We start from the raw sequence: 23,691 nt of genomic DNA on the forward strand, positions 1-23,691 counted from the left end.
CAGCGAAGCGTTTACAGACGGCCCAGATCGTTGACCAGAGCAAGTAACATCACCCCGATCACCAAACTGATACCGATCTGCATTCCCCAACCCTGCACCCGATCCGACAAGGGACGACCACGCGCCCACTCGATCAGATAAAACAACAAATGTCCCCCATCCAATACTGGTATGGGCAACAAGTTCAGAACCCCAAGACTGATACTCAGATAAGCCAGGAAATTCAGGAAATCCGCAACACCCGACTGGGCAGAAGCGCCCGCCACTTTAGCAATGGTTATCGGTCCACTCAAGTTTTTTACCGAGAGCTCGCCGAACAACATTTTCTTAAGTGAGTCGAGCGTCAATACGCTCATGGTCCAAGTGCGTTTTGCGCCCTCGCCAATTGCGGCTAGCGGACCGTAACTGACCTCACGAATCATCTCGGGCGGCCAGTCCACACCCTTGACCCCTGCCCCCAGATAACCCGTGGCAGCCTTGCCTTCACCGCGCGCAGCCAAGGTGACAGGCACCTCAAGGGGCACACCATCACGCGCTACACGCAATACGATCTGCGCACCCGGGCGCTCACGAACCCAATCCACCACTTGCTGCCAGTCCTTGACCGGCTGATCGTTCATGGCCAGCAGCGTGTCCGCTGTCTTGAGCCCGGCAGCATGCGCAGGGCCCTTTGGGTCCAGCTCGGCCAAAACAGCCGGCAACTCGGGGCGCCAGGGGCGAATACCCAAAGAACTGATAGGGTCCGGCTCGTTGGCGCCTTTTAGCCAATCATGCAACACCACCTGATGCGCGGACTCTGAAGTCGAACCGGCATCACGCACGGCTACTTGAATCGTCCCGCTCTCACCCAGGCGACGCACCAACTGCAAATTGACGTTGGACCAGCCGGTCGTCGGCTCGCCATCAATGGCGACGATTTCCTGACCGGCCACCAGACCGGCCTGCGCAGCCAGGCTACCGCTTTCGACCGCACCAATGACCGGGCGCACCTGCTGGCTGCCCAACATGGCCAAAATCCAGAAAAACAGCATCGCCAACATGAAGTTCGCAATCGGGCCTGCTGCAACGATCGCAATACGCTGCCCAACGGTTTTGCGGTTAAAGGACTGATCCAACTGATCGACAGGGACGTCGCCCTCCCGCTCATCAAGCATTTTTACGTAGCCACCCAACGGAATGGCTGCCACCACAAATTCAGTGCCCTGGCGATCGCGCCAACGCAGTAACGGCGTGCCGAAGCCCACAGAGAAACGCAGAACCTTGACGCCGCAACGGCGCGCCACCCAAAAGTGACCGAATTCATGAAAAGTGACCAGCACCCCCAATGCCACCAGGGTGCCAACAATCATATAAAGCGCACTCATCTACTTTCTCCGCGATCCTGTCCGGTTCCGGCAAGCAGCCCTGATCAACCCTTACGGCTCAACCATTGTTCAGCCGATACACGCGCCTTGGCATCAGCGGCAAATACTGCCTCCAATTCGTCGACGACTACCACAGGCTCTTTATTTAGAACGTCTTCAATCAACTGAGCAATCTGCGGGTAGCGAATCCGACCACCCAAAAACGCCGCCACCGCCACTTCATTGGCCGCGTTGAGCATGGCTGGCGCACTGTTGCCAGCCGCTGCGGCCTCGCGCGCCAGGCGCAAGCATGGAAAACGCTGCTCATCCGGGCGTTGGAAGTCCAGCCGCGCCACCGAAAAGAGGTCCAGGGGCGCGACCCCCGAATCAATACGCTCTGGCCAGGCCAATGCATTGGCAATCGGGGTTCGCATGTCCGGGTTACCCAACTGCGCCAACACCGAGCCATCTATATAGTCCACCAGCGAGTGAATCACGCTTTGCGGATGAATCACCACTTCAACCTGACTTGGCTTGGCGTCGAACAGCCAGCACGCCTCAATCAACTCAAGCCCTTTGTTCATCATGCTGGCTGAATCGACTGAAATTTTGCGCCCCATCGACCAATTGGGATGAGCGCACGCCTGATCAGGGGTCACCCGCTCCAGGTCAGCCAATGGCGTTTCACGGAAAGGACCGCCTGAGGCCGTCAGCAAAATACGCCGAACACCCACACGACCCAAGCCGCGCGCAAAATCCTGCGGCAAGCACTGAAAGATCGCGTTGTGCTCACTGTCAATGGGCAACAACACTGAGCCACTGCGGCGCACCGCCTGCATGAACAAAGCGCCTGTCATTACCAACGCTTCTTTGTTCGCCAGCAGTATTTTCTTGCCCGCATTGACCGCCGCCAGCGTAGGACGCAGCCCTGCTGCACCGACAATCGCCGCCATCACGGCATCGACTTGCGGCGCCGACGAAATATCACACAAGCCTTGCTCGCCGACCAACACTTCGGTACTCAGGCCCGCAGCGCGCAAACCGGCTTGCAACTCAAGCGCGGCCTGCGCATGTGGCACCACCGCGACCTGTGGCCTGTGCTGCACGCACAAGGCCAGCAGTTCATTGAGGCGACTATAGCCGCTCAAGCCAAACACCTGATAACGATCTGGGTGACGCGCAATCACATCCAGGGTACTCAGGCCAATAGAACCTGTTGCACCCAGCACCGTGATGAATTGAGGACGACTCATGATGCCGCCATCCACAGCAACACCGCGAACACAGGGATCGCCGCCGTCAGGCTGTCAATGCGATCCAGCACACCGCCATGGCCCGGCAATAGATTGCTGCTGTCTTTGATGCCCGCCTGGCGCTTGAACATGCTTTCTGTGAGGTCGCCCACCACCGAAATCAATACCACAACCGCCGCACCCGCCAACGCAGCAACCATCTCGCCGGCGCTCCAGCCGCGCACAATGCCAACCACAAGCGTGATCAGCAGGCTCAGGACCAAGCCACCGAAGACGCCTTCCCAGCTTTTACCGGGGCTGACTTTAGGGGCGAGTTTGCGCTTGCCAAATTTACGCCCTGAAAAATAGGCGCCGATGTCTGCCCCCCACACCAACACCATCACCGCCATGATCAGCCAATTGCCCAGCGCCATGGCCTTGATCATGACCAACCCCTGCCAGGCAGGCAGCAGGATCAGCAGGCCAATCACCAGCTTTGCCGCCGTGCTCGACCAGCGCGAAGCCGACTCGGGGAACGTCAGCACCAAAAAGGTGGCCGCTGCCCACCACACCACCGCAGCCGCCAGCACCCAGGGCGCGAGGTCAGGCAATAAGTGCAGGCAAAACAGCAGGAGCGCAACGATGACGGCGAAGCCAACACGGGCAGCTTGAGCGGTAAAACCGGCCAACCGCGCCCATTCCCATGCGCCCAGCGTCACAACCAGCCCTATAAAGAGTGCAAAGTTGGACCCTTCAAGCAGGAAAAAACCGCACAAGGCGATTGGCAGCAAGATAAGTGCAGTGATGATGCGTTGTTTAAGCATTAAACCCGGGCTCCAGCCTCAACCTGCTCGCTCGTTTTACCGAAGCGACGCTGGCGAGAAGCGAAATCAGCCAATGCATGACGCATGGCTTCGTGTTTGAAGTCCGGCCAGAACAGGTCGGAGAAGTAGAGTTCGGAATAGGCCAACTGCCACAGCAAGAAATTACTGATGCGATGTTCGCCACCGGTGCGGATGCACAAATCAGGCAACGGCAGATCGCCAGTTACCAGACAGGTTTGCAGCAAATCGGGCGTGATGTCTTCAGGTTGCAAATGACCCGCCTGAACCTCACGCGCCAAGCGCTGAGCGGCCTGGGCAATGTCCCACTGACCGCCGTAATTAGCGGCAATTTGCAGTACAAAGCGTCCAGGCCCGGCAGTGATCGTCTCCGCTTCACGCATCGCCGCTTGCAGCTCGGGATGGAAACGTGAGCGATCACCGATAATGCGCAGACTGATGTTGTTTTCGTTGAGGCGCTTGGCCTCACGACGCAACGCCTTGAAGAATAAATCCATCAAGGCGCTGACTTCAGCCGCAGGTCGCTGCCAGTTTTCACTGGAAAAAGCGAACAAAGTGAGCACCTCGACCTTAGCCTCGGCGCACACCTCAATCACTGCACGGACAGCATCCACGCCCGCTTTATGCCCGGCAACCCCCGGCATAAAGCGCTTTTTCGCCCAGCGATTATTGCCATCCATGATGATCGCGACATGTCGCGGCACCGATGGCGACACAGCCTGCTTGGTCTTTTCCATAAAACGCCCAGACCCTTATACGGCCATCAGGTCCGCTTCTTTCTGCTTGGTCGCCGTTTCAATATCAGCAACAGCCTTGTCGGTCAGCTTCTGGATATCATCAGCAGCACGGCGCTCTTCGTCTTCGCTGATTTCTTTTTCTTTGACCAGGTCTTTCAACTGGCTCAAGGCATCACGACGGATGTTACGCACGGCAATACGCGCATCTTCTGCAGCGTCACGCGCTTGCTTGGCAAAAACCTTACGGGTTTCTTCCGTCAGGGCCGGCATGGAGATGAGCAGCAACTCGCCCAGATTGGTCGGATTGAGGTTCAGGCCAGCGCTCTGGATTGCCTTGTCGACTGCACCGAGCATGTTGCGCTCGAACGCCACCACTTGCAGGGTGCGAGAGTCTTTAACGGTAATGTTGGCGACTTGGCTAATCGGAGTATCCGAGCCGTAGTAAGGCACCATCACGCTGCCCAGAATGCTTGGGTGAGCCTTGCCGGTACGGATCTGGCCAAATGCATGGCTCAGCGACTCCAGCGACTTTTGCATGCGCGTTTGTGCGTCTTTTTTGATTTCGTTAATCATTGTTGACCTTCCTCGATCAGAGTGCCTTCAGCACCGCCGTGAACAATGTTAAGCAGGGCGCCTGGCTTGTTCATGTTAAATACGCGCAATGGCATTTTGTGGTCGCGGCACAGACAGATAGCCGTCAGGTCCATAACGCCCAGCTTGCGATCCAGCACTTCATCGTAAGTCAGATGATCGAACTTCTCGGCATGCGGGTCTTTGAATGGATCTGCGGTGTATACGCCGTCAACCTTGGTGGCTTTAAGCACCACATCAGCGTCGATTTCAATGGCTCGCAAGCAGGCGGCAGAATCCGTTGTGAAGAATGGATTGCCCGTACCCGCAGCGAAAATCACCACTTCTTTCGCGTTCAAGTGGCGCATCGCCTTGCGACGGTCATAGTGATCCGTCACGCCGACCATGGAAATGGCCGACATTACGATGGCGGAGATATTCGCACGTTCCAGCGCATCGCGCATGGCCAAGGCGTTCATCACGGTTGCCAGCATGCCCATGTGGTCGCCGGTGACACGATCCATGCCGGCAGCACTCAACGCAGCGCCACGGAACAGGTTGCCACCACCAATCACCAAACCTACCTGAACGCCGATGCCAACCAATTGGCCAACTTCCAGCGCCATGCGGTCGAGGACCTTGGGGTCGATCCCGAAATCTTCAGAGCCCATCAGGGCCTCGCCGCTTAGCTTGAGTAGAATGCGTTTATAGCGAGCTTGATAACCACTGCCCTGCTGAGCCATTGCGAATCTCTCCTGCCGCGTTTTATAAAAAATCTGTGCGAGGCTGGTTTCAGCCTACGCTTACTCTAGCTTGGCGCTGCACAACAGCACCATCGGATCACGATTTTGCAAACCGGTTCCGCCGGGAAAGGTAAAACCCTCACCCATTTGAAAAGAGGCTGCGCGCGTGAGCGGGCAGCCTCTTAGGGTCGACAGTTGGAAACCGTCTTATTGCTTGCTTGCAGCCACTTGAGCAGCTACTTCAGCAGCGAAGTCGTCAACCGGCTTCTCGATACCATCACCTACTTTGTAGTAAGTGAAGGAAACGATTTCAGCACCGGCTTTCTTGGCCAGCTCACCGACCTTGATTTCAGGGTTCTTAACGAACGCCTGCTCAACCAGGCTGGCTTCAGCCAGGAACTTGCTGATACGACCGGCAACCATTTTTTCAACGATTTCTGCTGGCTTGCCTTTGATCTTGTCTTCGTTGAGGCTCATGAACACGGTTTTTTCGCGTTCGATTGCGTCAGCGGAAACCTGCGATGGCAGCAGGAATTCTGGGTTGCTGGCAGCAACGTGCATTGCGATGTCGCGAGCCAGTTCAGCGTTACCGCCTTTCAGAGCAACAACAACACCGATTTTGTTGCCGTGCAGGTAAGCATCAACAACATCACCTTCAACGCGGGTCAGACGACGAATGTTAACGTTTTCGCCTACTTTGCCTACCAGAACCAGACGATCAGCTTCTTGAGCAGCGATCAGCGGAGCGGCTTCGGTCAGCTTGTCTGCGAACGCTTTTTCAACGCTGTCAGCTACGAATTTCTTGAAGTCATCTTGCAGAGCCAGGAAGTCGGTTTGCGAGTTAACTTCCAGAATTACGGCCGACTTGTTGTCATCCGCAACTTTAACTGCGATAGCGCCTTCAGCAGCAACGTTGCCTGCTTTTTTGGCGGCCTTGATGGCGCCCGAAGCACGCATATCGTCGATGGCTTTTTCGATGTCGCCGCCAGCCTTGGTCAAGGCTTTCTTGCAATCCATCATGCCTTCGCCAGTACGCTCACGAAGCTCTTTAACCAACGCTGCAGTAATCTCTGCCATTTCAAAATTCCTCTTGGATAGGTTTTCAACCATTCCACCCGACCAAACGGGCGTTCAATTCGTGTGAAGCCTGCCTCGATGCAACCCTGCCAGCCGCAATTTGATACAGCAACGACAGAGGCGTGTCCAACAAATGGATTTCGAGGTGGCAAAAAGGGGGCCAAGCCCCCTTTTTGCGTACTGAGTAAACGCTAGGCGTTAATTACTCAGCCTTCAACCGCTGCAGCTGGAGCGTCTTCGACGAATACGTCGGTGCCGCCAGCAACGTGGTTACGGCCACGGATTACAGCATCAGCCATCGCGCCCATGTACAGCTGGATAGCGCGGATTGCGTCATCGTTACCCGGGATGATGTAGTCAACACCTTCTGGGCTGCTGTTGGTATCGACAACGCCGATAACCGGGATACCCAACTTGTTAGCTTCGGTGATCGCGATACGCTCGTGGTCAACGTCGATAACGAACAGAGCGTCTGGCAGACCGCCCATGTCCTTGATACCACCCAGGCTACGATCCAGCTTTTCCAGATCGCGAGTGCGCATCAGCGCCTCTTTCTTGGTCAGCTTGGCGAACGTACCGTCTTCGGCCTGGATTTCAAGGTCACGCAGACGCTTGATGGAAGCACGGATGGTTTTGAAGTTGGTGAGCATGCCGCCCAACCAGCGGTGATCCACGTACGGCGAACCGCAACGTGCTGCTTCTTCAGCAACGATCTTGCCAGCGGAACGCTTGGTGCCGACGAACAGAATCTTGTTTTTGCCCTGGGCCAGACGCTCTACGAAAGTCAGAGCTTCGTTGAACATTGGCAGGGTTTTTTCAAGGTTGATGATGTGAATCTTGTTACGCGCGCCAAAGATGTATTTACCCATCTTCGGGTTCCAGTAACGGGTTTGGTGACCGAAGTGCACACCGGCCTTCAGCATATCGCGCATGTTGACTTGGGACATGATAGTTCCTTAATAAGTCGGGTTAGGCCTCCACGTATCCCAATGACCAACCAGCAGCTTCGAGCTGAAGGCACCCAGGTCATCGTGTCGACACGTGTGTGGGTTTGTGCTCAGCGGGCTATACCCGCAAAGCGGCGCATTTTATAACACAAGACGGCCAAAAAACGAAACACGGATTCTGACTTTCTTCCATGCGCTTTTGCGCAAGGCGCGCAATAGAGCCAGAATGCCCCATTCCATTAAGAGAAACGATGGCAAGCGGCCCATGATTAACGCCGGTCGTCTGTTAGAATCGCGTTTTTACGTCAGGGTGTTGCCGAACACGCACCCGCAAACCCGTTGATGAGCGCCAACGCGCGAAGAGAGCCTGTATGACCGTCACCCTCAAAACCCCCGAGGACATCGCAAAAATGCGTGTCGCCGGCAAACTGGCCGCCGAAGTCCTGGAAATGATCGCCGAGTACGTCAAGCCCGGCGTGACCACCGAAGAGCTGGACCGCATCTGCCACGATTACATCGTCAATGTGCAAAAGGCCATTCCGGCCCCGCTCAACTACAAAGGCTTCCCTAAGTCGATCTGCACCTCGATCAACCACGTCGTCTGCCACGGCATTCCGGGCGACAAGGCGTTGAAGGAAGGCGACACCCTGAACATCGACGTTACGGTGATCAAGGACGGCTACCACGGCGATACCAGCCGCATGTTCCATGTTGGCAAAGTGCCAGTCTGGGCTGAGCGCCTGTCGCAAGTGACACAAGAGTGCATGTACAAAGCCATTGAAATCGTCAAACCGGGCTGCCGCCTGGGCGATATCGGTGAAGTGATCCAGAAGCACGCTGAAAAGAACGGCTTTTCGGTGGTGCGCGAGTTCTGTGGTCACGGCATCGGCAAAGTGTTCCACGAAGAACCGCAAATCCTGCACTACGGCCGCGCGGGCACCGGCATGGAACTCAAAGCCGGCATGACCTTCACCATCGAGCCGATGATCAACCAGGGCAAAGCCGACACCAAAGTGCTGGGCGATGGCTGGACCGCGATCACCAAGGACCGCAAGTTGTCAGCGCAGTGGGAACACACGCTGCTGGTCACCGACACCGGCTACGAGATCTTTACCCTGCGCAGCGATGACACCATCGCGCGCGTTTCGGCCTGATGTTTGCAGTCGCTTCTCTATAGATAGCCACAACCCAGCCACAGGAAAGCCAATCAATGCCGCAGGTGGATCCCGAACTTTTTGACCGTGGCCAGTTCCAGGCCGAACTGGCATTAAAGGCAAGCCCCATTGCCGCTTTCAAAAAGGCGATCCGCCAGGCACGTGAGGTGCTCGACGACCGCTTTCGCACAGGGCGCGACATTCGACGTTTGATCGAGGATCGCGCCTGGTTCGTTGACTGCATCCTGAATCAGGCTTGGGACCAGTTCAGTTGGAGCGCCGAAGCCGATATCGCGCTGGTGGCGGTAGGCGGCTACGGCCGCGGCGAACTGCACCCCTACTCCGACATTGACCTGCTGATCTTGCTGGACAACGCCGATCACGAAATTTTTCGCGACTCAATTGAGCGCTTTCTGACGTTACTTTGGGACATTGGCCTGGAAGTCGGTCAGAGCGTGCGCTCAGTGGAGGAGTGCGCCGAACAAGCCCGCGCCGACCTGACCATCATCACCAACCTGATGGAAAGCCGCACCGTGGCCGGCCCCGAACATTTACGCCAGCGCATGCTGGACGTCACCAGCACCGCGCACATGTGGCCCAGCAAAGACTTCTTTCTGGCCAAGCACGCCGAACAAAAAGCCCGACACCACAAGTACAACGACACGGAATACAACCTGGAACCCAACGTCAAAGGTTCTCCGGGCGGCCTGCGCGACATCCAGACCATCTTGTGGGTTGCCCGTCGTCAATACGGCACCCTCAACCTGCGCGCGTTGGCAGGCGAAGGTTTTCTGGTCGAGAGCGAACACGCCCTGCTCGCCTCCTCCCAAGAATTTTTATGGAAGGTGCGGTACGCGCTGCACATGCTGGCCGGGCGCGCTGAAGACCGCCTGTTGTTCGATCACCAGCGCAGCATCGCCGAGCTGCTGGGCTTTGCGGGCGAAGACACCAAACAGACCATCGAAAACTTCATGCAACAGTACTATCGGGTGGTCATGAGCATCGCTCAGCTCAGCGACCTGATCATTCAGCACTTCGAAGAGGTCATTCTGGCCCCCGAAGACGAAGCACCGCCTACGCCCATCAACTCGCGCTTTCAGCTGCACGACGGCTATATAGAAGCCACCAGTGACCAGGTGTTCAAGCGCACGCCGTTTGCCATGCTGGAAATTTTCCTGCTGATGGCCCAACACCCGGAAATCAAAGGCGTACGCGCCGACACCATTCGCTTGTTGCGTGAGCACCGTTACCTGATCGACGACGATTTCCGTAATGACATTCGCAATACCAGCCTGTTTATTGAGCTGTTCAAGTGCAAGAACGGTATTCATCGCAACCTGCGACGGATGAACCGCTACGGCATTTTGGGACGTTACCTGCCCGAATTCGGGTTTATCGTCGGCCAGATGCAGCACGACCTGTTCCACATTTATACGGTCGATGCGCACACGCTGAACTTGATCAAGCACCTGCGCAAATTGCAGTACACCCAGGTGTCCGAGAAATTTCCGTTGGCCAGCAAACTGATGGCCAAACTGCCCAAACCGGAATTGATCTATCTGGCAGGCCTGTACCACGACATCGGCAAGGGCCGTCACGGCGACCATTCCGAAATCGGCGCCGTGGATGCCGAAGCCTTCTGCATTCGCCATCAGTTGCCGCAGTGGGACACCCGGTTGATCGTGTGGCTGGTGCAAAACCATCTCGTGATGTCGACCACCGCCCAGCGCAAGGACTTGTCCGACCCGCAAGTGATCCATGACTTCGCACAGGCGGTGGGCGATGAGACCCACCTCGACTACCTTTATGTACTGACCGTCGCCGACATCAACGCCACCAACCCGACGCTCTGGAACTCCTGGCGCGCCAGCCTGTTGCGCCAGCTCTATACCGAGACCAAGCGGGCCTTGCGGCGCGGCCTGGAAAACCCGGTAGACCGTGAAGAGCAGATCCGTCAGACCCAAAGCGCGGCGCTGGACACGTTGGTACGCAACGGCAACGACCAGGACGATGTCGAGCAACTGTGGTCGCAACTGGGGGACGACTACTTCTTGCGTCACACCTCGGCCGATGTCGCCCTGCACACCGAAGCCATCTTGCAACAGCCTGCCGACGGCGGCCCGCTGGTGTTGATCAAAGAGACCACCCAGCGCGACTTTGAAGGCGGCACCCAGATCTTCATCTACGCCCCCGACCAACACGACTTCTTCGCAGTGACGGTCGCGGCCATGGACCAACTCAACCTCAACATCCATGACGCGCGCATCATCACCTCCAGCAGCCAGTTCACCCTCGACACCTACATCGTGCTCGACAACGACGGCGACTCGATTGGCAACAACCCCGAGCGCATCGAAAAAATCCGCAAAGGCCTGACCGAAGCCCTGCGCAATCCGGATGACTACCCGACCATCATCCAGCGCCGCGTGCCGCGCCAGCTCAAACACTTTGCCTTCGCGCCGCAGGTCACGATCCATAACGATGCACAGCGCCCTGTAACGGTGCTCGAGCTCAGCGCTCCCGACCGCCCCGGCTTACTGGCCCGTATCGGAATGATCTTTCTGGAATTCGATCTGTCGCTGCAAAACGCCAAGATCGCTACTTTGGGCGAGCGCGTAGAAGACGTCTTTTTCATCACCGATGAAAACAACCAACCCTTGTCTGACCCGCAACTGTGCATGCGCCTGCAGGAAGCAATCGTCGAGCAATTAACGGTCAATAAAGATGCCCCCCCAGAACCGTGGCGCCTGAGCATTTAAGCGCCGCCGAGTGAGACCCGCACCCGATGAACAACGCTCTGAACCAGTTGCAGCCTTACCCGTTCGAAAAACTGCGCGCCCTGCTTGGCAGCGTGCAGCCCAGCGCAAACAAACGCCCGATTGCACTGTCGATTGGCGAGCCGAAACACCGCTCGCCCGATTTCGTGGCCAAGGCGCTGGCCGATAACCTCGACCAGATGGCGGTCTACCCGACCACGCTGGGCATCCCCCTCTTGCGCGAAACCATTGGCCACTGGGCCGAGCGCCGCTTCAACGTGCCGGCTGGCTGGCTCGACCCGGCGCGCAACATCCTGCCGGTCAACGGCACGCGTGAAGCGCTGTTTGCCTTCACCCAGACCGTGGTCAACCGTGGCGACGACGCGCTGGTGATCAGCCCCAACCCGTTCTATCAAATCTATGAAGGCGCAGCCTTTCTGGCCGGTGCCACACCGCATTACCTGCCGTGCCTGGCCGAACATGGCTTCAACCCCGATTTTGATGCCGTGAGCCCCGACACCTGGAAGCGCTGCCAAATTCTGTTTCTGTGCTCACCGGGCAACCCGACCGGCGCACTGATCCCGCTTCAAACCCTGAAAAAGCTGATTGCCTTGGCAGACGAGTACGACTTCGTGATTGCCGCGGACGAGTGCTACAGCGAACTGTATTTCGACGAGCACACCCCACCGGTCGGCCTGCTCAGCGCCTGCGTTGCCTTGGGCCGTGAAGACTTCAAACGTTGCGTGGTGTTCCACAGCCTGTCCAAGCGTTCAAACCTGCCGGGGCTGCGTTCCGGTTTCGTGGCGGGCGATGCACAGATCCTCAAGGCATTCTTGCTCTATCGCACCTACCACGGCTGTGCCATGCCGGTGCAAACGCAACTGGCGAGCATTGCGGCATGGAACGACGAAGCCCACGTGCGCACCAACCGCGACCTGTACCGCGAGAAATTCGACGCGGTACTGGAGATTTTGAGCCCGGTGCTGGATGTGCAACGCCCTGATGGCGGTTTTTACCTGTGGCCCCAGGTGGAAGGTGACGACGCTGCATTCTGCCGCGACCTGTTCGCCGAAGAACATGTCACCGTCGTACCGGGTTCCTACCTGTCGCGCGAAGTCGAGGGTTTCAATCCTGGCGCAGGCCGGGTGCGCATGGCGCTGGTGGCCCCACTGGCCGAATGCGTAGAGGCCGCCGAGCGAATCCGCGACTTCATCCAGCGCCGCCGCTAACCCGCCCTCATAGGCGCTGTCGCTGGCTGCGATCTTTCATCCGCAAAGATCGCAGCCGGCGGATCGAGGTACGGGGGACTACTTGACCTGACCCAGATTCGCCTCGCTCATGTCCAGATCCTTGAGGATCTCGCTCAGTACGTCATCGCCAATCTCGTGATGACGACGCATGCTGTACAGCTCCAGTCGCTGCGCCCTGAGCGCCTTGATCCGCAGGCGACTCTCCAGCAGGTCCATTTGCGACGCCAGCGCCTGCGCTTCCGCCGAATCGTTGTAGACCTCCAACTGATGCCGATACTCGGACATGATCCGCGCCTTCAATTCAGCTGCCAGAGCAGCCTGAGCCGCATCCTGCTGGGTTTGCGGCTCCACCCGTTCTTCAGTCTCCAGCGCGTGAATCGCCGCTTCAGCCGTGCGCCGCCACGCCTCGCGCACTTCTTTGCGCATGGCGTCGTCAGGGCTTTTTTCGATCCCGCGCAGCAGGAACGGCAAGGCAATACACGCCGCAATCAAGGACAGCAGAATCACCCCGGCCGCGATGAAAATCAGCAAATCACGCTCAGGGAAGTCAACGCCTTTACTGATGAACAGCGGCACCGACATCACACCTGCCAGCGTTACCGCCCCGCGTACACCGCCGACCGTGAGCAACCAGCACGAACGCGCCGTCGGCACCATCGTCAGTTCGCCCTTGCCGCGCCAGCGTCGCAGCAGACCCGACAATCGCCAAATGCTCTGCACCCAGATAAAACGCAACGCCAGCAACACCAAAAACACCGCCACCACATCCAGGCAGCGGTACATCAGTGTCGGCCACAAAGTGGTTTCGTGACTGACCACCGCCTTGATGATGTCCGGCAGTTGCAGGCCCAGCAGCAGGAAGATCAGGCCGTTGAACGCAAACTCCAGCAGCCCCCACACACTGCGGTTAAGCATGCGTGTGCTGGTCTGGCGCGGCAACAGGTCCAGCCAGCTCTGCATCATGCCCGCCGCTACGGCGGACAAAATACCCGAGGCACCCAGGCGCTCGGCCAGCACATAGGCTGCAAACGGCAGCAACAACATAAACACCACGTGGGTCGCCGGGTCGTCCCAACCGCGCGCAATCATCCAGGCACGCATGCGCCCCACCAGCCAGCTCAATGCCACACCGATGGCCAAGCCGCCACACGCCACCAACAGGAACGTGACACTGGCATTGGTCAACGAAAACACGCCCGTAATGGCCGCCACCAGCGCGAACTTGAAGGTCACCAGGCCCGTTGCATCATTCATCAACGCCTCGCCCTGCAACATATGCATCAAGGGCGCCGGCAAGCGATTCTGCGCAATGGCCGACACGGCCACCGCATCGGTCGGCGACAGCACCGCGGCCAGCGCAAAGGCGACGGGTAACGGAATGGTCGGCAAGATCCAGTGGATGAAGTACCCCGCCCCCACCACCGTGAACAGCACCAGGCCCACGGCCAAGGTCAGAATCGGCCCACGCAAACGCCAGAACTCACGCTTGGGCATGCGCCAACCATCGGAGAACAGCAGCGGCGGCAAAAACAGAAACAGAAACAACTCAGGGTCCAGCGCCACATGCAGGCCCAGTGTTGGCCAGGCCAGCAAAGCGCCAGCGGCAATTTGCACCAAGGGTAATGGCAACGGGATCAAACGCCCCAATAGACGGGAGACACCCACCAGCATCAGCAGGATGAGGACGGTATAGGCGGTTTGCATATCAGCAGGGTTCCCGAGCGGGCCGCTTCAAACTGAACGGCTTTTAACTAAACATAAGTGGCAACACTTTTCCATCCCGAGCCATAGTAGCCTTTAATGGCAAACGCTGACCGCTCAACAAAAGTCGCAGTGGCGTGATGACATGTCACAACACCGTGCCAACCTCCACGCCTGGCGCACCCAGCGCGCCGCTCGTGGCATAATCCGCGACTGCTCATTTTAAGCATCTCCAAAGGAGGGGCAATTTCCGTGACCGATTCGAGCAAGACCTTGCACCTTTATGGCATCAAAGCCTGCGACACCATGAAAAAGGCGCGCACCTGGCTGGATGAAAATGGGCTGCACTACGATTTTCACGACTACAAAAGCACGGGCATCGACCGCGAACACCTCAACCAGTGGTGCACTGAGCACGGCTGGCAAGTGGTGCTCAATCGCGCCGGTACAACCTTTCGCAAGCTCGACGACGAACAAAAAGCCGATCTCGACCAAGCCAAAGCCGTTGAACTGATGCTCGCTCAACCCTCGATGATCAAGCGCCCGGTGCTCGATCTCGGTGACAAAACCCTGATTGGCTTCAAGCCAGATCTTTATGCGGCAGCCCTTCTTTAAGCCCAAGTGCTTATCGTGCGCCCATTTATTTTTGTAAGAGGTAATTGCATGTCTACTACCCTGTTCAGCGCAGCCTTCGGCGTCGGCACTCAAAACCGTCAAGGCGCATGGCTGGAAGTGTTCTACGCACAACCCCTGCTCAACCCGTCGGCCGAGCTGATTGCAGCCATCGCCCCGATCCTGGGTTACACCGGTGGCAATCAGGCAATCACCTTCACCACCGCGCAAGCGGCGCAAATGGCTGAAGCGGCCAAACCACTGGACGCCGCGCAAGCCGCGTTGCTGACCCGCCTGGCCGAAAGCCACAAGCCGCTGGTTGCCACCTTGCTGGCCGAAGACGCAGCCCTGACGTCCACGCCCGAGGCTTACCTCAAGCTGCACCTGCTGTCCCATCGCCTGGTCAAGCCGCACGGCCTGAACCTGGCGGGCGTGTTCCCGCTGCTGCCAAACGTGGCCTGGACCAGCCAGGGCGCCATCGACCTCGGCGAATTGGCTGAACGTCAACTCGAAGCCCGTCTGCGTGGCGATCTGCTGGAAGTGTTCTCGGTCGACAAGTTCCCGAAAATGACTGACTACGTAGTACCGGCGGGCGTGCGTATCGCTGACGCGGCACGTCTGCGTCTGGGCGCTTACATCGGCGAAGGCACCACCGTGATGCACGAAGGCTTCGTCAACTTCAACGCGGGCACCGAAGGCCCGGGCATGATCGAAGGCCGCGTATCGGCGGGCGTATTCGTCGGCAAGGGGTCGGATTTGGGTGGCGGTTGCTCCACCATGGGCACCCTGTCGGGCGGCGGCAACATCGTGATCAAAGTCGGCGAAGGCTGCCTGATCGGCGCCAATGCCGGTATCGGCATCCCGCTGGGCGACCGCAACACCGTCGAGTCTGGCCTGTACGTCACGGCGGGTACCAAAGTGGCACTGCTCGATGAAAACAACCAACTGGTCAACGTGGTGAAAGCCCGTGAACTGGCGGGCCAGTCCGACCTGCTGTTCCGTCGCAACTCGCAAACCGGCGCGGTGGAATGCAAAACCCACAAGTCGGCCATCGAGCTGAACGAAGCCCTGCACGCGCACAACTAAGCGTCTGTCTGCCACTGACGGGGCCAGTTTCTGGCCTCGTCAACAGAGCCACAACACCATGCTTTTGCCTTCTCCCTGGCGCGCTGACTTCCCAGCCATCGCCGCCTTGCAACGTCAAGACCAGACCTATCTGGACAACGCTGCCACCACGCAAAAACCCCAGGCCCTGCTCGACGCACTGACGCACTACTACGCCAGTGGCGCCGCCAACGTGCACCGGGCCCAACACTTGCCGGGCGCCCACGCGACCCAGGCCTTTGAGAACAGCCGCGCCAAAGTCGCCCACTGGCTCAATGCCGGCGACCGCGCAACCATCGTTTTCACCCACGGTGCCACCTCGGCGCTGAACTTGCTGGCCTACGGGCTGGAACACCAATTTGAGGCCGGTGACGAAATCGTCATCAGCGCCCTGGAACACCATGCCAACCTGCTGCCCTGGCAACAGTTGGCCCAGCGCAAGCACCTCAAACTGGTGGTGTTGCCGCTCGACAGCGATGGCGTGATTGACCTTGTCACCGCTGCCCAACTGATCACCCCGCGTACCCGCCTGTTGGCGGTGAGCCAATTGTCCAACGTGCTGGGCGTGTGGCAACCCCTGCCCGCCCTGTTGGCGCTGGCCAAAGCGCACAACGCGCTGACCGTGGTCGACGGCGCTCAAGGCGTCGTGCATGGCCGTCATGACGTACACGCGTTGGGGTGCGACTTCTACGTATTTTCCAGCCACAAACTGTACGGCCCTGACGGGCTGGGCGTGCTGTGCGGGCGTAACGAAGCCCTCGCTCGCTTGCAGCATTGGCAGTTTGGCGGGGAGATGGTGCAAGACGCCGACTACCAGCACGCGACCTTTCGCCCGGCGCCCCTGGGTTTTGAGGCTGGCACCCCGCCGATTGCCAGCGTGATCGGCCTGGGCGCCACCCTGAGTTATTTGGCGAGCCTGGATCAACACGCCGTCGAGGCCCACGAAGCCGCCCTGCATGCGCTGCTGGTCAAAGGCTTGCAGCAACGTCCCGGCATTCGCCTGCTGGGCACTGCGCAACTGGCACTGGTGAGTTTTGTCGTCGACGACGTGCACAACGCTGACCTTGCACACCTGCTGACGGAGCAAGGCATTGCGGTGCGTGCCGGTCACCACTGCGCTATGCCGTTGCTGAAAAGCCTGGGGCTGGCGGGCGCTATACGCGTGTCATTGGCGCTGTACAACGATTCGCAAGATCTTGAGCGATTCTTCACGGCACTTGATCAGGCGTTGGAGTTATTGCGATGAGCTTGCCCGCTGAAGCGCACGTTGCCCTCGACAGTTTTAAGCAGTGTGTGGGCTGGGAGTCGCGCGCGCGCTTGCTGATGCAGTGGGGCCAACGCTTACCCGCACTGCCCGAGACCGAAAAAACCGACACCAACCTCGTGCAGGGCTGTGAAAGCCTGGTGTGGTTGGTGGGCGAATTGAAAGACGGGCATTGGCAGTTTGCGGCCAGCAGTGATGCGCGCTTGATTCGCGGGCTGGTGGCACTGCTGCTGGCGCGAGTGAACGGTTTAAGCGCTGAGCAATTGTTGCAAGTGGATTTGCCGGGGTGGTTCGAACAGTTGGGCTTGAGCCGCCAATTGTCGCCGTCCCGCAGCAATGGCTTGAATGCCGTTTTAGTGCGGATGCGGGAATTGGCGCTCGGCTAAAATCCCCTTACCCTGATCCTCTCCCAAAGGGAGCGGGGACTGATGGGTGAGTTCTTGAGAAATACTGCCCGCCCGCAATCGTGGCGTAACTTCAGGCTGCCGATGTGGCCGACTCCACGCGTTCAATCTCCTCTCCCTTGGGGAGAGGGCTAGGGTGAGGGCTTTGTTTTTGCTTGAGTTTTTCTGAAGGCCGACGCACACCCGCCACGATTTTGTCGACCGCCTTGGTCGCCGCCACCATGCCAAAGGTCGCCGTGACCATCATCACCGCGCCAAACCCACCCGCGCAGTCAAGCTTGACCCCATCTCCCACAAAACTTTTCTGCAAGCAAATGCTGCCATCGGGCTTGGGGTAGCGCAGCTGTTCGGTCGAGAACACACACGGCACGCTGTAATGACGCGTCACGGTCCGAGAAAAACCATAATCACGACGCAACGTGGAGCGCACTTTCGAGGCCAGCGGGTCATTAAAGGTACGGTTCAAATCACACACTTGAATCAGCGTCGGGTCAATTTGCCCGCCCGCGCCACCAGTGGTGATGATTTGGATCTTGCGGCGCTTGCACCAGGCAATCAGCGCCGCCTTGGCATTCACGCTGTCGATGCAATCGATCACGCAGTCGATGTCGGGGGTGATGTACTCGGCCATGGTTTCGCGGGTTACGAAGTCCGCCACCGCGTGCACAGTGCAATCCGGGTTGATCTGACGCAGGCGCTCAGCCATTACTTCAACCTTGTCCCGACCAACGTTCGAACTTAATGCATGCAGCTGGCGGTTGGTGTTGCTGACGCAGACATCATCCAAATCAAATAGCGAAATTTCACCCACGCCACAACGCGCAATCGCTTCGGCGGCCCATGACCCCACGCCACCTACACCAATGATCGCCACATGCGCCGCACGCAGACGGTCCATGCCTTCCAGACCATATAACCGGGCGACACCGGCAAACCGCGGATCTTCTGTACTCATAACCAACACCCCAAAAACCGGCGCGCATTATAGGGCGGTCTTACCGATGTTGAGTACATTTCCTACGGGTCATCCGACCAAGCCTGCTTTAATAGCCGACCTAGTAGCAAGATAAGAGCTACAAGTAATAAAGAAAGAACTTAAGCTGGCGATCGCTGCCAAACGCCAAGCCGTTTTCCATGCGCTGTACGTTAAGTTAAATCCCAGTGTAGGATGCGCGCCGTTTGGCACCTGCCGAGCGATCTTCGTTCCACTCCTTTTGGAACCCGAAATAGTTATGTCATCGCGTAAATTTGGACTCAATCTGGTGGTGGTGTTGGCCATCGCCGCTCTCTTCACCGGTTTCTGGGCGCTGATCAATCGCCCGGTCTCGGCGCCCAACTGGCCAGAGCAAATCTCCGGTTTTTCGTATTCGCCGTTTCAACAAGGCCAATACCCGCAGAAAGACCAATATCCGTCCGACGATGAAATGCGTCGTGATCTGGAGATCATGAGCAAGCTGACCGACAACATTCGTACCTACTCAGTCGATGGCACCTTGAGTGACATTCCCAAGTTGGCCGAAGAGTTCGGTTTGCGCGTGACCATCGGGATCTGGATCAGCCCTGACCTGGAGCGCAACGAGAGGGAAATCCAGAAAGCCATTGAGCTGGCCAATAACTCGCGCAGCATCGTGCGGGTCGTGGTGGGTAACGAAGCGCTGTTCCGCGAAGAAATCACACCCGAAGAGCTGATCGTACTGCTGGACCGGGTGCGCGCTGCGGTCAAGGTGCCCGTCACCACGTCCGAGCAATGGCATATCTGGGAGAAATACCCGCAACTGGCCAAGCACGTTGACCTGATTGCCGCGCACATTTTGCCCTACTGGGAATTTATCCCGGTGGACAAGGCTGGCGAATTTGTACTGGACCGTGCCCGGGATCTGAAAAAGATGTTCCCGAAAAAGCCTTTGCTGCTGTCGGAGGTTGGCTGGCCGAGTAACGGCCGCATGCGCGGTGGTGCTGACGCGACCCCGGCTGACCAGGCTATTTACCTGCGTAACCTGGTCAATACCCTGAACCGTCGGGGTTACAACTACTTCGTGATCGAAGCGTTCGATCAGCCCTGGAAGGCCAGCGACGAAGGCTCGGTGGGGGCGTACTGGGGCGTGTACAACGCCGCACGCCAGCAGAAATTCAACTTCGAAGGCCCAGTGGTCGCGATCCCGCAGTGGCGCGTACTGGCCATCGGCTCGGTGGTGATGGGCCTGCTGTCGCTGGCGTTGCTGCTCATTGATGGCTCCGCACTGCGTCAGCGCGGCCGAACGTTCCTCACGTTCACCGCCTTTTTATGCGGTTCGGTACTGGTGTGGATCGCTTACGACTATAGCCAGCAATACAGCACCTGGTTCAGCCTCACGGTAGGGTTCTTACTGGGTTTGGGCGCCCTCGGGGTGTTTATCGTGTTGCTGACCGAAGCCCACGAACTGGCCGAAGCGGTATGGGTTCGCAAGCGCCGCCGGGAATTTTTACCGGTCGAAGCCGACGACGCCTACCGCCCGAAAGTTTCGATCCATGTGCCCTGCTACAACGAGCCACCCGCGATGGTGAAACAGACCCTCGACGCGCTGGCCAATCTGGATTACCCGGATTTCGAAGTGTTGATCATCGACAACAACACCAAAGATCCGGCGGTCTGGGAGCCGGTGCGCGATTACTGCGCCACCCTCGGCCCGCGTTTCAAGTTTTTCCACGTTGCCCCGCTGGCCGGTTTCAAGGGGGGCGCACTCAATTACCTGATCCCACACACCGCGCCGGATGCCGAAGTCATCGCAGTCATCGACTCTGACTACTGCGTAGACCGCAACTGGCTCAAGCACATGGTGCCGCACTTTGCCGACCCTAAAATCGCCATCGTGCAATCGCCCCAGGACTACCGCGACCAGAACGAAAGCACCTTTAAAAAGCTCTGCTACTCCGAGTACAAGGGCTTCTTCCATATCGGCATGGTCACCCGTAACGACCGCGACGCGATCATTCAGCACGGCACCATGACCATGACCCGCCGTTCGGTACTCGAAGAGCTGGGCTGGGCCGACTGGTGTATTTGTGAGGATGCCGAGTTGGGCCTGCGGATCTTTGAGAAAGGCTATTCCGCAGCCTATTCCCACAACAGCTACGGCAAAGGGCTGATGCCCGATACCTTCATCGACTTCAAGAAACAGCGATTCCGCTGGGCCTACGGAGCGATTCAGATTATCAAGCGTCATGCCTCAAGCCTGCTGCGTGGCAAGGACTCGCAACTGACCCGTGGCCAGCGTTATCACTTCCTGGCGGGCTGGTTGCCGTGGGTCGCTGACGGCATGAACATCTTCTTCACCGTGGGCGCGCTGCTGTGGTCGGCCGCGATGATTATTGTGCCGACGCGGGTCGATCCACCGCTGCTGATCTTTGCGATCCCGCCGCTGGCGTTGTTTGTATTCAAGGTGGGCAAAATCATCTTCCTGTACCGCCGTACCGTGGGGGTCAACCTCAAGGATGCATTTGCCGCGGCCCTGGCCGGGCTGGCGTTGTCGCACACCATTGCCAAGGCCGTGTTGTATGGCTTTTTCACCACCAGCATTCCCTTCTTTCGTACGCCTAAAAACGCCGACAACCACGGTTTTTGGGTCGCGCTCTCCGAAGCACGGGAAGAAGTCTTCATCATGCTGTTGCTCTGGGGCGCAGCCTTGGGGATCTGCTTCGTACAAGGGTTACCGAGCAACGACATGCGCTTTTGGGTGGTGATGCTGTTGGTGCAATCGCTGCCATATCTGGCAGCGCTGGTGATGGCCTTTATGTCCTCTCTGCCTAAACCGGTGGACGCACCGAAAGAGCAGCCTGCGGCATAAATTGACCGCAACCACTAAACGGCGGCCTCTGGCCGCCGTTTTGCTTTAAGATAACCGCCCTTTTGCGCCCAGCCTTACAGGCGCGAGCGTTCAAAGTTTGCTTCCCTACACGCCCAGCTTCGGAGTCCACCACCATGACGGCCCACGCCGACCTCTCGCCGACCCTGCAACTTGCCTGCGATCTGATCCGTCGCCCTTCCGTGACGCCAATCGACGCCGATTGCCAGAAGCTGATGATGCAGCGTTTGGGTGATGCAGGCTTTGCACTGGAGCCTATGCGCATCGAAGACGTGGACAACTTCTGGGCCACCCACGGCAAACACGACGGCCCTGTGCTGTGCTTCGCCGGTCATACCGACGTGGTGCCAACCGGCCCGGTACAAGCGTGGCAGAACGACCCGTTCGATGCGCTGATCGACGAACACGGCATGCTCTGCGGGCGTGGCGCTGCCGACATGAAAGGCAGCCTGGCCGCGATGCTGGTGGCCGCCGAACGCTTTGTCGCCGACTACCCGGACCACAAAGGTTCGGTCGCGTTTCTGATCACCAGCGACGAAGAAGGCCCGGCGCATCACGGCACCAAAGCGGTGGTTGAGCGTTTCGCCGCCCGCAAAGAGCGTCTGGACTGGTGCATCGTGGGTGAACCATCGAGCACCACGCTGGTGGGTGACGTGGTGAAAAACGGCCGCCGCGGCTCCCTCGGCGCCAAGCTCACGGTGCGCGGGGTTCAAGGTCACGTGGCGTACCCGCACCTGGCAAAAAATCCGATTCACCTGGCGGCTCCGGCGCTGGCTGAACTGGCCGCCGAGCATTGGGACAACGGTAACGACTTCTTCCCGCCTACCAGCTTCCAGATTTCCAACCTCAACTCGGGCACCGGCGCCACCAACGTCATTCCCGGTGATCTGGTGGCGGTGTTCAACTTCCGCTTCTCGACCGAATCTACGGTCGAAGGATTGCAACAGCGCGTGGCGGATATCCTCGACAAGCATGATCTGGACTGGCACATCGAGTGGGCACTGTCGGGCCTGCCGTTTTTGACCGAGCCGGGCGCATTGCTCGATGCCGTCGCCTCAAGCATCAAACAAGTGACCGGTCGCGAAACCAAGGCTTCCACCAGCGGTGGCACCTCTGACGGGCGCTTTATCGCCACTTTGGGTACCCAGGTGGTTGAGCTGGGGCCGGTCAACGCGACCATTCACCAGGTCAACGAACGCGTACTGGCCAGCGATCTCGATGTGCTGACCGAGATCTACTACCAAACCCTGATCAAGTTGCTCGCCTGATGCTCGCCTGCCCTATTTGCTCTGAGCCGCTGAGTGCGGTCGATAATGGCGTGGTCTGCCCGGCAGGCCACCGTTTTGACCGTGCGCGTCAGGGGTACCTGAACCTGTTGCCCGTGCAGCACAAAAACAGCCGTGACCCTGGCGACAATCAGGCAATGGTTGAAGCCCGTCGCGACTTTCTCAACGCCGGTCATTACGCGCCTGTGGCCAAGCGCCTGGCGGAGCTGGCTGCCGAGCGCGCCCCGCAGCGCTGGCTGGACATCGGTTGTGGCGAGGGTTACTACACCGCACAAATCGCCGACGCCCTGCCCCATGCCGATGGCTACGCCCTCGATATCTCCCGCGAGGCGGTCAAACGGGCCTGCAAGCGCAATCCGCAATTGACCTGGTTGATCGCCAGCATGGCCCGAGTGCCTTTGGCTAACGGCAGCTGCCAGTTTTTGGCCAGCGTGTTCAGCCCGCTCGACTGGCTTGAGGCCAAGCGCTTGCTCAGCCCCGGCGGCGGGCTGATGCGTGTCGGCCCCACACGCGGGCACCTGATGGAATTGCGCGAACGCCTGTACGACGAAGTGCGTGAATACGCAGACGACAAGCATCTGGCGCTGATACCTGAAGGCATGCAGTTGCAACACAGTGAAACACTGGAGTTCAAACTGCGCTTGAGCGAACCGCAAGATCGCGCCAACTTGCTGGCCATGACCCCGCACGGCTGGCGCGCCAGCGCCGAACGTCGCGCCGAAGTCATCGAACACCCCGAGCCTTTAATCGTGACGGTGTCCATGCGCTACGATTATTTCGTGCTTCAATAACCCACTTTACGGCCAGGGGCACACGCCCCAGGCCCG

Annotated in this window: 18 protein-coding genes and 2 pseudogenes; 10 read left to right on the forward strand and 10 right to left on the reverse strand. The window is 58.5% G+C overall.

Going from position 1 to position 23,691, the window contains the following annotated elements; all coding sequences use genetic code 11:
- Positions 1-11 precede the first annotated feature (11 nt).
- From rseP to rpsB, 8 genes are all read right to left on the reverse strand, one after another.
- Entirely contained in the window at positions 12-1,364 is a 1,353-nt protein-coding gene (gene rseP, locus GYN01_RS17905) for an RIP metalloprotease RseP (RefSeq protein ID WP_048363359.1), read from the reverse strand.
- A 44-nt stretch (positions 1,365-1,408) separates the two neighbouring features.
- Positions 1,409-2,596 carry a 1-deoxy-D-xylulose-5-phosphate reductoisomerase gene (ispC, locus tag GYN01_RS17910; RefSeq protein ID WP_203307548.1) on the reverse strand — a complete coding sequence of 396 codons (1,188 nt, stop codon included), beginning with the start codon at positions 2,594-2,596 and terminating at the stop codon, positions 1,409-1,411.
- A complete protein-coding gene (locus GYN01_RS17915) occupies positions 2,593-3,399 on the reverse strand; it encodes a phosphatidate cytidylyltransferase (protein ID WP_048363357.1) in 807 nt (268 codons plus the stop codon). Before GYN01_RS17915 ends, ispC begins: the two co-directional genes overlap by 4 nt.
- Positions 3,399-4,154: a polyprenyl diphosphate synthase gene (gene uppS, locus GYN01_RS17920; RefSeq protein WP_048363356.1), complete on the reverse strand. Its 756-nt coding sequence runs from the start codon at positions 4,152-4,154 to the stop codon at positions 3,399-3,401. The genes GYN01_RS17915 and uppS overlap by 1 nt, the downstream gene beginning before the upstream one ends.
- Before the next feature lie 15 nt (positions 4,155-4,169).
- Entirely contained in the window at positions 4,170-4,727 is a 558-nt protein-coding gene (gene frr, locus GYN01_RS17925) for a ribosome recycling factor (protein WP_003440428.1), read from the reverse strand.
- Positions 4,724-5,467 (reverse strand): UMP kinase, encoded by a 744-nt coding sequence (gene pyrH / locus GYN01_RS17930; protein ID WP_048363355.1) that lies wholly within the window; start codon positions 5,465-5,467, stop codon positions 4,724-4,726. The genes frr and pyrH overlap by 4 nt, the downstream gene beginning before the upstream one ends.
- A 207-nt stretch (positions 5,468-5,674) precedes the next feature.
- Positions 5,675-6,544: a translation elongation factor Ts gene (gene tsf, locus GYN01_RS17935; RefSeq protein ID WP_048363354.1), complete on the reverse strand. Its 870-nt coding sequence runs from the start codon at positions 6,542-6,544 to the stop codon at positions 5,675-5,677.
- A gap of 206 nt (positions 6,545-6,750) precedes the next feature.
- Positions 6,751-7,491 carry a 30S ribosomal protein S2 gene (rpsB, locus tag GYN01_RS17940; protein WP_048363353.1) on the reverse strand — a complete coding sequence of 247 codons (741 nt, stop codon included), beginning with the start codon at positions 7,489-7,491 and terminating at the stop codon, positions 6,751-6,753.
- 338 nt (positions 7,492-7,829) lie between these two features.
- Here rpsB and map point away from each other — a divergent pair.
- From map to dapC, 3 genes and pseudogenes are all read left to right on the forward strand, one after another.
- Positions 7,830-8,645 (forward strand): annotated as a pseudogene (gene map / locus GYN01_RS17945) (type I methionyl aminopeptidase); the annotation flags it as partial.
- Between the two features lie 56 nt (positions 8,646-8,701).
- Positions 8,702-11,404 (forward strand): [protein-PII] uridylyltransferase, encoded by a 2,703-nt coding sequence (locus tag GYN01_RS17950; RefSeq protein ID WP_048400013.1) that lies wholly within the window; start codon positions 8,702-8,704, stop codon positions 11,402-11,404.
- A 26-nt stretch (positions 11,405-11,430) separates the two neighbouring features.
- Positions 11,431-12,630: a succinyldiaminopimelate transaminase gene (gene dapC / locus GYN01_RS17955; protein WP_203307549.1), complete on the forward strand. Its 1,200-nt coding sequence runs from the start codon at positions 11,431-11,433 to the stop codon at positions 12,628-12,630.
- Positions 12,631-12,708: 78 nt separating this feature from the next.
- On the opposite strand, the gene GYN01_RS17960 is transcribed toward dapC, so the two are convergent.
- Positions 12,709-14,355, reverse strand: coding sequence for a Na+/H+ antiporter (locus GYN01_RS17960; protein ID WP_048363349.1), 1,647 nt, complete (start codon positions 14,353-14,355; stop codon positions 12,709-12,711).
- A 249-nt stretch (positions 14,356-14,604) separates the two neighbouring features.
- Here GYN01_RS17960 and GYN01_RS17965 point away from each other — a divergent pair, with 249 nt between their 5' ends.
- Genes GYN01_RS17965 through GYN01_RS17980 form a run of 4 tightly spaced genes read left to right on the forward strand, consistent with a single transcriptional unit; the run spans position 14,605 to position 17,718 of the window.
- Positions 14,605-14,967: an ArsC family reductase gene (locus GYN01_RS17965; protein ID WP_048363348.1), complete on the forward strand. Its 363-nt coding sequence runs from the start codon at positions 14,605-14,607 to the stop codon at positions 14,965-14,967.
- Between the two features lie 48 nt (positions 14,968-15,015).
- On the forward strand, positions 15,016-16,050 hold the full coding sequence (gene dapD / locus GYN01_RS17970; protein WP_048363347.1) for a 2,3,4,5-tetrahydropyridine-2,6-dicarboxylate N-succinyltransferase: 1,035 nt from the start codon (positions 15,016-15,018) through the stop codon (positions 16,048-16,050).
- A 58-nt stretch (positions 16,051-16,108) separates the two neighbouring features.
- The gene (locus GYN01_RS17975) at positions 16,109-17,314 is read left to right on the forward strand and encodes an aminotransferase class V-fold PLP-dependent enzyme (protein WP_203307550.1); all 1,206 of its coding nucleotides are present in this window, start codon (positions 16,109-16,111) and stop codon (positions 17,312-17,314) included.
- On the forward strand, positions 17,311-17,718 hold the full coding sequence (locus tag GYN01_RS17980) for a SufE family protein (RefSeq protein WP_048363345.1): 408 nt from the start codon (positions 17,311-17,313) through the stop codon (positions 17,716-17,718). Before GYN01_RS17975 ends, GYN01_RS17980 begins: the two co-directional genes overlap by 4 nt.
- A gap of 178 nt (positions 17,719-17,896) precedes the next feature.
- On the opposite strand, the pseudogene tcdA reads toward GYN01_RS17980, so the two are convergent.
- Positions 17,897-18,691: pseudogene (gene tcdA, locus GYN01_RS17985) on the reverse strand (tRNA cyclic N6-threonylcarbamoyladenosine(37) synthase TcdA); the annotation flags it as partial.
- Between the two features lie 277 nt (positions 18,692-18,968).
- Here tcdA and GYN01_RS17990 point away from each other — a divergent pair.
- The 3 genes from GYN01_RS17990 (at position 18,969) to GYN01_RS18000 (ending at position 23,655) form a co-directional block, all read left to right on the forward strand.
- Positions 18,969-21,560, forward strand: coding sequence for a glycosyltransferase (locus GYN01_RS17990; RefSeq protein ID WP_203307551.1), 2,592 nt, complete (start codon positions 18,969-18,971; stop codon positions 21,558-21,560).
- A gap of 134 nt (positions 21,561-21,694) precedes the next feature.
- Positions 21,695-22,846 (forward strand): succinyl-diaminopimelate desuccinylase, encoded by a 1,152-nt coding sequence (gene dapE / locus GYN01_RS17995; protein WP_048363343.1) that lies wholly within the window; start codon positions 21,695-21,697, stop codon positions 22,844-22,846.
- Positions 22,846-23,655 carry a putative RNA methyltransferase gene (locus GYN01_RS18000; RefSeq protein ID WP_048363342.1) on the forward strand — a complete coding sequence of 270 codons (810 nt, stop codon included), beginning with the start codon at positions 22,846-22,848 and terminating at the stop codon, positions 23,653-23,655. Before dapE ends, GYN01_RS18000 begins: the two co-directional genes overlap by 1 nt.
- The last annotated feature ends 36 nt before the right edge of the window (positions 23,656-23,691 follow it).

The organism is Pseudomonas weihenstephanensis (assembly GCF_016812185.1).
GTDB lineage: Bacteria > Pseudomonadota > Gammaproteobacteria > Pseudomonadales > Pseudomonadaceae > Aquipseudomonas > Aquipseudomonas weihenstephanensis.

Excerpts from the sequence above, each read along its gene's own strand:
- ispC (WP_203307548.1), bottom strand. The coding sequence starts at position 2,596 with ATGAGTCGTCCTCAATTCATCACGGTGCTGGGTGCAACAGGTTCTATT.
- dapD (WP_048363347.1), top strand. The coding sequence starts at position 15,016 with ATGTCTACTACCCTGTTCAGCGCAGCCTTCGGCGTCGGCACTCAAAAC.
- GYN01_RS17960 (WP_048363349.1), bottom strand. The coding sequence starts at position 14,355 with ATGCAAACCGCCTATACCGTCCTCATCCTGCTGATGCTGGTGGGTGTC.
- GYN01_RS17990 (WP_203307551.1), top strand. The coding sequence starts at position 18,969 with ATGTCATCGCGTAAATTTGGACTCAATCTGGTGGTGGTGTTGGCCATC.
- GYN01_RS18000 (WP_048363342.1), top strand. The coding sequence starts at position 22,846 with ATGCTCGCCTGCCCTATTTGCTCTGAGCCGCTGAGTGCGGTCGATAAT.
- rpsB (WP_048363353.1), bottom strand. The coding sequence starts at position 7,491 with ATGTCCCAAGTCAACATGCGCGATATGCTGAAGGCCGGTGTGCACTTC.
- GYN01_RS17950 (WP_048400013.1), top strand. The coding sequence starts at position 8,702 with ATGCCGCAGGTGGATCCCGAACTTTTTGACCGTGGCCAGTTCCAGGCC.
- frr (WP_003440428.1), bottom strand. The coding sequence starts at position 4,727 with ATGATTAACGAAATCAAAAAAGACGCACAAACGCGCATGCAAAAGTCG.
- pyrH (WP_048363355.1), bottom strand. The coding sequence starts at position 5,467 with ATGGCTCAGCAGGGCAGTGGTTATCAAGCTCGCTATAAACGCATTCTA.
- GYN01_RS17975 (WP_203307550.1), top strand. The coding sequence starts at position 16,109 with ATGCTTTTGCCTTCTCCCTGGCGCGCTGACTTCCCAGCCATCGCCGCC.
- tsf (WP_048363354.1), bottom strand. The coding sequence starts at position 6,544 with ATGGCAGAGATTACTGCAGCGTTGGTTAAAGAGCTTCGTGAGCGTACT.
- GYN01_RS17915 (WP_048363357.1), bottom strand. The coding sequence starts at position 3,399 with ATGCTTAAACAACGCATCATCACTGCACTTATCTTGCTGCCAATCGCC.
- GYN01_RS17980 (WP_048363345.1), top strand. The coding sequence starts at position 17,311 with ATGAGCTTGCCCGCTGAAGCGCACGTTGCCCTCGACAGTTTTAAGCAG.
- dapC (WP_203307549.1), top strand. The coding sequence starts at position 11,431 with ATGAACAACGCTCTGAACCAGTTGCAGCCTTACCCGTTCGAAAAACTG.
- rseP (WP_048363359.1), bottom strand. The coding sequence starts at position 1,364 with ATGAGTGCGCTTTATATGATTGTTGGCACCCTGGTGGCATTGGGGGTG.
- uppS (WP_048363356.1), bottom strand. The coding sequence starts at position 4,154 with ATGGAAAAGACCAAGCAGGCTGTGTCGCCATCGGTGCCGCGACATGTC.
- dapE (WP_048363343.1), top strand. The coding sequence starts at position 21,695 with ATGACGGCCCACGCCGACCTCTCGCCGACCCTGCAACTTGCCTGCGAT.